Origin of the sequence: Salinivibrio sp. MA427, from assembly GCF_001996115.1 — a bacterium.
GTDB lineage: Bacteria > Pseudomonadota > Gammaproteobacteria > Enterobacterales > Vibrionaceae > Salinivibrio > Salinivibrio costicola.
Genome location: NZ_MUFH01000194.1, coordinates 1 through 5,062 on the forward strand (window position 1 = coordinate 1; position 5,062 = coordinate 5,062).

Consider the following 5,062-nt stretch of genomic DNA (forward strand, 5'->3'; position numbering starts at 1 on the left):
AAACAGGATCGAGCCACTGTGATACATCCTCCTGAGTCTGAACAGATACTGATGGACCGAGCACTAGAGCTTGCAGGTCTGACGCTGGGTGAAGTGAGCCAATCACTAGCGATAAGCTGTCCGGAAACACTCTCTCGGGAAAAAGGCTGGATCGGTATGTTACTCGAGACCTGTTTAGGTGCCAATGCGGGGAGTAAGCCTGAACAAGACTTCGCACATTTGGGGATTGAGCTAAAAACCATTCCCGTCAACCAAAACGGTAAGCCTCTAGAAACAACCTTTGTCTGTGTCGCACCACTCACTGGGATTGCGGGGGTACGTTGGGAAACCAGCCATGTAAGACAAAAACTATCACGCGTGTTATGGGTCCCCGTGGAAGGCGAGCGTGATATTCCCGTGGCGAAGCGACGGATAGGGACCCCCCTGCTGTGGTCTCCTAGCTCAGAAGAAGACGCATGCTTACGCGCCGACTGGGAAGAATTAATGGATTGGGTGGCATTGGGACGCGTGACCGAAATCACGGCACGTCAAGGCCAATACTTACAATTGCGGCCCAAGGCTGCTAATGGCAGCGTACTCACCGACGCCTTTGGATCTCATGGCGAGCCAATTCGAACGCTACCACGTGGGTTTTATTTACGGACACAATTTACCCACCAGATCCTGAGCCGTTACTTCCTCGATCCGCAATAATAGCGCCTTAAAATCGAATCGGCATGTCTTCTCGACACCCAGGCTCCCCACCGGTCGCGAACTCATCATAGGGATCCATTAAGCGTAACACGCCCTGTTCAATACCAAGCGCCTTGAGCTTATCCCCCACTTGTCCCACATGATCAAACTGCATCACCTCGCCGGTTTGATCGGAACGTAACGGCTCGAGCTGCTTCTTGATTTCGACTTCTACCGAATACTTGGCGCCTCCCGCATGAGCCATGATGTAGCATTGCGGACATGACTGGGGATCCGCGCGCATCCACGCCTTGAGTTGTGCATAGTTCATTTGACTTTCCTCTTGTCGCTTTCTTTGGCGCCTGTTGCTACCTGACCCAATACACCCCATCGCCCGGCAATTCATGGCGTCACCCATACAAGTAATGGTTAAAGTTTGCACACCTGTCAAGCCGAGCGGTGCGGTTAAACCGCTTTCGATTAAAGGCAAAATTCTCTACTATGGACTGCCATAGGTCGATTGCAGACAAGGAGACAGGATGCAATACCACCGTTTGCCCCATTCCTCGCTAGACGTGAGTAAAGTGTGTCTTGGCACAATGACATTTGGTGAGCAAAATAGTGAAGCCGACGCGCATGCTCAGCTCGATCTTGCTTTTGAGCGCGGTGTTAATTTTATCGACACCGCAGAGATGTACCCCGTCCCCCCAAGCCAACCTACACAAGGTTTAACCGAGCAATATATCGGTAACTGGCTGGAAAAGTCGGGAAAGCGCGATCGTGTGATCCTCGCCACTAAAGTGGCTGGCCCGCGCAATGTTCCTTACATCCGTGACAACATGTCGCTCAACCGACGTCATGTGCATCAAGCCGTTGAAGATAGTCTGACGCGACTGAAAACCGACTATATCGATTTGTATCAAGTCCATTGGCCGCAACGGCATAATAACTGTTTTGGTAAGCTCAATTATCCTTATCAAGACGAGCATTCTGGGGTGACGATTTTGGATACCTTGGATGCACTGAACGAGCTAGTACAAGCGGGAAAAATCCGTTATATCGGCGTTTCTAATGAAACCCCTTGGGGCGTGATGCGCTATTTGCATCTGGCAGAGAAGCACAGCCTCACACGTATTGTCTCTATTCAGAATCCGTATAACCTGCTTAACCGGACGTTTGAGGTGGGGCTCTCTGAGATCAGCCACCAAGAAGGGGTGGAGTTATTGGCTTACTCACCGCTTGCCTTTGGCGCACTGAGCGGTAAATATTTGCAAGGTGCACGTCCAAAAGGCGCACGCTGTACACTGCATCAACGCTTCGCCCGTTATTTTACTGAATCAGGGCAAAAGGCCACACAAGAATACGTCGATCTGGCTCAGCGTCATGGTCTTGATCCGGCGCAAATGGCGCTGGCGTTTGTGAATACGCGTCCCTTTGTCGCCTCTAACATTATTGGCGCCACCACACTCAAACAGCTAGAGAGCAATCTCGACAGCTTGGATCTGACACTGAGTGATGATCTGCTTGCCGGTATTGATGAGATCGCTAACCGCTACCCTAACCCCTGCCCTTAGATCGCAAAACGGCAACCCCTTGGGGTTGCCGTCCTGTGTTTTACTTCATACGCCTATTACGCCTGTGTCAATTGCGTCATTTCTTCGCGAACCTGAGGTACGGTTAAGCCGACAATAATTTGAAAGCTGTCACCATTACGTACCATGTTGACTGCACCATGCGCCTGAAAATATTGCGTTTCCGCTACTTTTTCTGGCTCATGCACCTTGATACGCAACCGTGTTGCACAATTGGTGAGCAAGGCTATGTTGTCTTTGCCACCTAGCCCTTCAATAAACGCACTCGCTTGCCCGCCATCAATCACACCGCTCGATGAATCGCTTTGCTGCGCACCCTTATAGTCGGCTTTGGTATAAAGCTTCGCCTCTGCGCTGCCCCGGCCGGGCGTGGGGATATCAAATTTCAAAATCAGCGCGCGGAATACCACAAAGTAAATAGCGGTGAAACTCAGGCCGATGAGCACTTGCACTATATATGTATCGCCATGCAAGCTGCCTAGCGGTAACCAATTTTGAAAAATAAAGTCGATGATCCCAGTCTGGAAGTTACCTGAGACACCAAACCAATAGGCAATAGTTGCCATGGTCGCTGCCAATACCGCGTGGAGTGCAAACAATGCTGGCGCGATAAACAGGAAGGTAAACTCAATCGGCTCGGTAATCCCAGTTAGAATGGCCGTCAATGCCGCACCGAGTACTAAACCGAGCACCATTTTTTTGTTCTCTGGCTTCGCAGTCGCGTAAAGCGCCATAGCAATACCGGTACAGCCAAAGACTTTCCCCATCCCGGTCAACATTAAGCCACCTTGAGGGAATTGCTCGGTTAAAGGTGCAGGGTTGCTGGCAAAGTTTTGGATATTTTGAATCCAATGGGCCACTGTGCCGCCATCCACCGCAACGGGTCCATAGAATACGGGGCCATAGACAAAATGATGCAGACCCGTTGGGATCATAATCCGCTCAAGGAAGGTGAACATCCAAACCCCGAATGAACCAGCACCGACCAAAAAGGTTTGTAGATTATTAATGCCGTGCTGAATACTTGGCCAAGTAAAACAGGTGATGATCGCCATGRGTACCATGATCGGGAAACTCACAATAACCACCAAGGGGGTGCCACCAAACACTGCCGCCCAGTTTGGCAGTTTTTTGTCGAAGAAACGATTGTGAACCCAAACAGAGAGGCTAGCAATGACGATGGCGCCCAATAGGTTAGTATCCAAAGTCAATATACCGCCAACATCAGTCAGTCCACGCTCACCCTCCACATAATTCACCCCAAGCTCAGGTCCCCAGAACTGTAAAATGCCACCAATCACATAATTAAAGGTGATGTATGACACCAGTGTGGCAAGTACTGCACGCCCGGATGCGGATTTAGCCAGTGCTATCGGTAACCCTACCGCAAACACCAGGGCCATATTTTTAAACACCGCCAACGAGGCTTGGAGAAGGATCGTTGACACTTTTACCCATGCACTGCCTTCCACCGCCCAAGGAAAGAGATCTTGGTTGAGCAACATCACCGATAAGCCTAATAACATACCGGCGGCAGGAAAGAGGAGCACAGGGACAAACATTGCTGCGCCAAAGCGCTGGATCATATCTTTCATGATGATCGCTCCCAGGTTTTGGCCCCAGATGGTCTCTGGGGCATCGTATTATTAATGAAATTGCGGTAGATAGTCGGCGTTAACACGTAGAAGCTCATCGACGATCTGTTGCGCTTTTGGCACATCCACAACGGTGCGATTGAGCGTGAGCGCGTTGACCAGTGTTTGTCGATCTCCGCTAAACCAGGCATCAACGACCAGCTTTTCGTAGCCGAGTTGGCCTTCGATCAGTGCTTTTTGGAACGTAGGGATGGTTCCGACCGCAAAGCGTTTCGGGCCGTCATTGGTTAACGCTGCCGGTACTTCCACCATGGCATCATTCTGAATATTTGGGATCGCGCCATCATTCGGCACAATAACCAGATACGTCTCACCACGGTTATATGCCAACGAGGCCGCCACGCGAACCATATAGCGTCCATGAATGTCTGCGTGAAGATGCTCATTAGCGGTGGTGCCCGCGGCAATGATGCGCTCATTTAGGCTAAACACCCGCTTTTCTCGCCCATTGATCACTTGGCGCGCTCGCGTATTAGCAATATCCTCTTTTTCCACCATTTTTTCTGGATATAAGTAGTACTGTAGGTAAGTATTCGGTAAGTACTCTGGATTATCCCGTAGCATCGTTTGCATGTTTTTGAACGTTGCCTGCCATGAAGGATCATCAGCAATTTCTGGATCGACAGCACTGATCCCCTCTTCGAGAATGATGCGTTTAATCTCAGCGGTAAGGTCGACACCTTCTCGATTTCGTACCTTGGTAAACCATCCAAAGTGGTTCAGCCCAAAGTATTCCGGCACCAAATCCCAGATCTCGCAACCAAGTAATTGTGCATAACTCACCATAATGGCGGCAGGCATATCGCAGATGTTTAGAATGCGGTTGTCATCAGGAAACTGGCGCTGTAGCGCTTCAGCTACAATGGCAGCAGGGTTGGTATAGTTTAGAATCCACGCGTCAGGAGCAAACGCGCGGATTTCATTGACCAAGGAAATCATGTCACCGATAGAACGCAGCCCATAAGCCATTCCACCCGCGCCACAGGTTTCTTGACCGACACAACCATAAGAAAGTGGAACCTGCTCATCACGCTCACGCATCGGTAATCCACCCGTGCGGATCTGAATAAAGAAAAAATCAGCATCAGAAAATGCGGTTTCTTTATCCGTGGTGTAAACGAACTCCTCGACCTCGGGATAAGC

At 50.2% G+C, this 5,062-nt stretch carries 5 protein-coding genes; 2 read left to right on the forward strand and 3 right to left on the reverse strand.

Annotated features, from left to right (window positions below):
* The first annotated feature begins 18 nt into the window (after positions 1-18).
* Positions 19-693: a DNA mismatch repair endonuclease MutH gene (gene mutH / locus BZG79_RS11435; protein WP_077774450.1), complete on the forward strand. Its 675-nt coding sequence runs from the start codon at positions 19-21 to the stop codon at positions 691-693.
* A 7-nt stretch (positions 694-700) separates the two neighbouring features.
* Here the strand turns inward: mutH and BZG79_RS11440 are convergent, their stop codons facing one another.
* The gene (locus BZG79_RS11440) at positions 701-1,003 is read right to left on the reverse strand and encodes a DUF6482 family protein (protein ID WP_077461734.1); all 303 of its coding nucleotides are present in this window, start codon (positions 1,001-1,003) and stop codon (positions 701-703) included.
* Positions 1,004-1,211: 208 nt separating this feature from the next.
* Between BZG79_RS11440 and BZG79_RS11445 the strand changes: the two genes are divergently transcribed.
* Positions 1,212-2,246: an NADP(H)-dependent aldo-keto reductase gene (locus BZG79_RS11445; RefSeq protein ID WP_077774447.1), complete on the forward strand. Its 1,035-nt coding sequence runs from the start codon at positions 1,212-1,214 to the stop codon at positions 2,244-2,246.
* Positions 2,247-2,302: 56 nt separating this feature from the next.
* Here BZG79_RS11445 and BZG79_RS11450 read toward each other — a convergent pair whose 3' ends face one another.
* Together BZG79_RS11450 and BZG79_RS11455 are read right to left on the reverse strand one after the other, a co-directional pair.
* Positions 2,303-3,859 (reverse strand): alpha-glucoside-specific PTS transporter subunit IIBC, encoded by a 1,557-nt coding sequence (locus BZG79_RS11450; protein WP_077774448.1) that lies wholly within the window; start codon positions 3,857-3,859, stop codon positions 2,303-2,305.
* A 51-nt stretch (positions 3,860-3,910) separates the two neighbouring features.
* Positions 3,911-5,062: 6-phospho-alpha-glucosidase (locus tag BZG79_RS11455; protein WP_077774449.1), on the reverse strand; the 1,152-nt coding region annotated here is incomplete at its 5' end.

What these genes read in the sequence shown, in the direction of transcription:
- BZG79_RS11440 (WP_077461734.1), bottom strand. Translation starts at nt 1,003, where the DNA reads ATGAACTATGCACAACTCAAGGCGTGGATGCGCGCGGATCCCCAGTCA.
- BZG79_RS11445 (WP_077774447.1), top strand. Translation starts at nt 1,212, where the DNA reads ATGCAATACCACCGTTTGCCCCATTCCTCGCTAGACGTGAGTAAAGTG.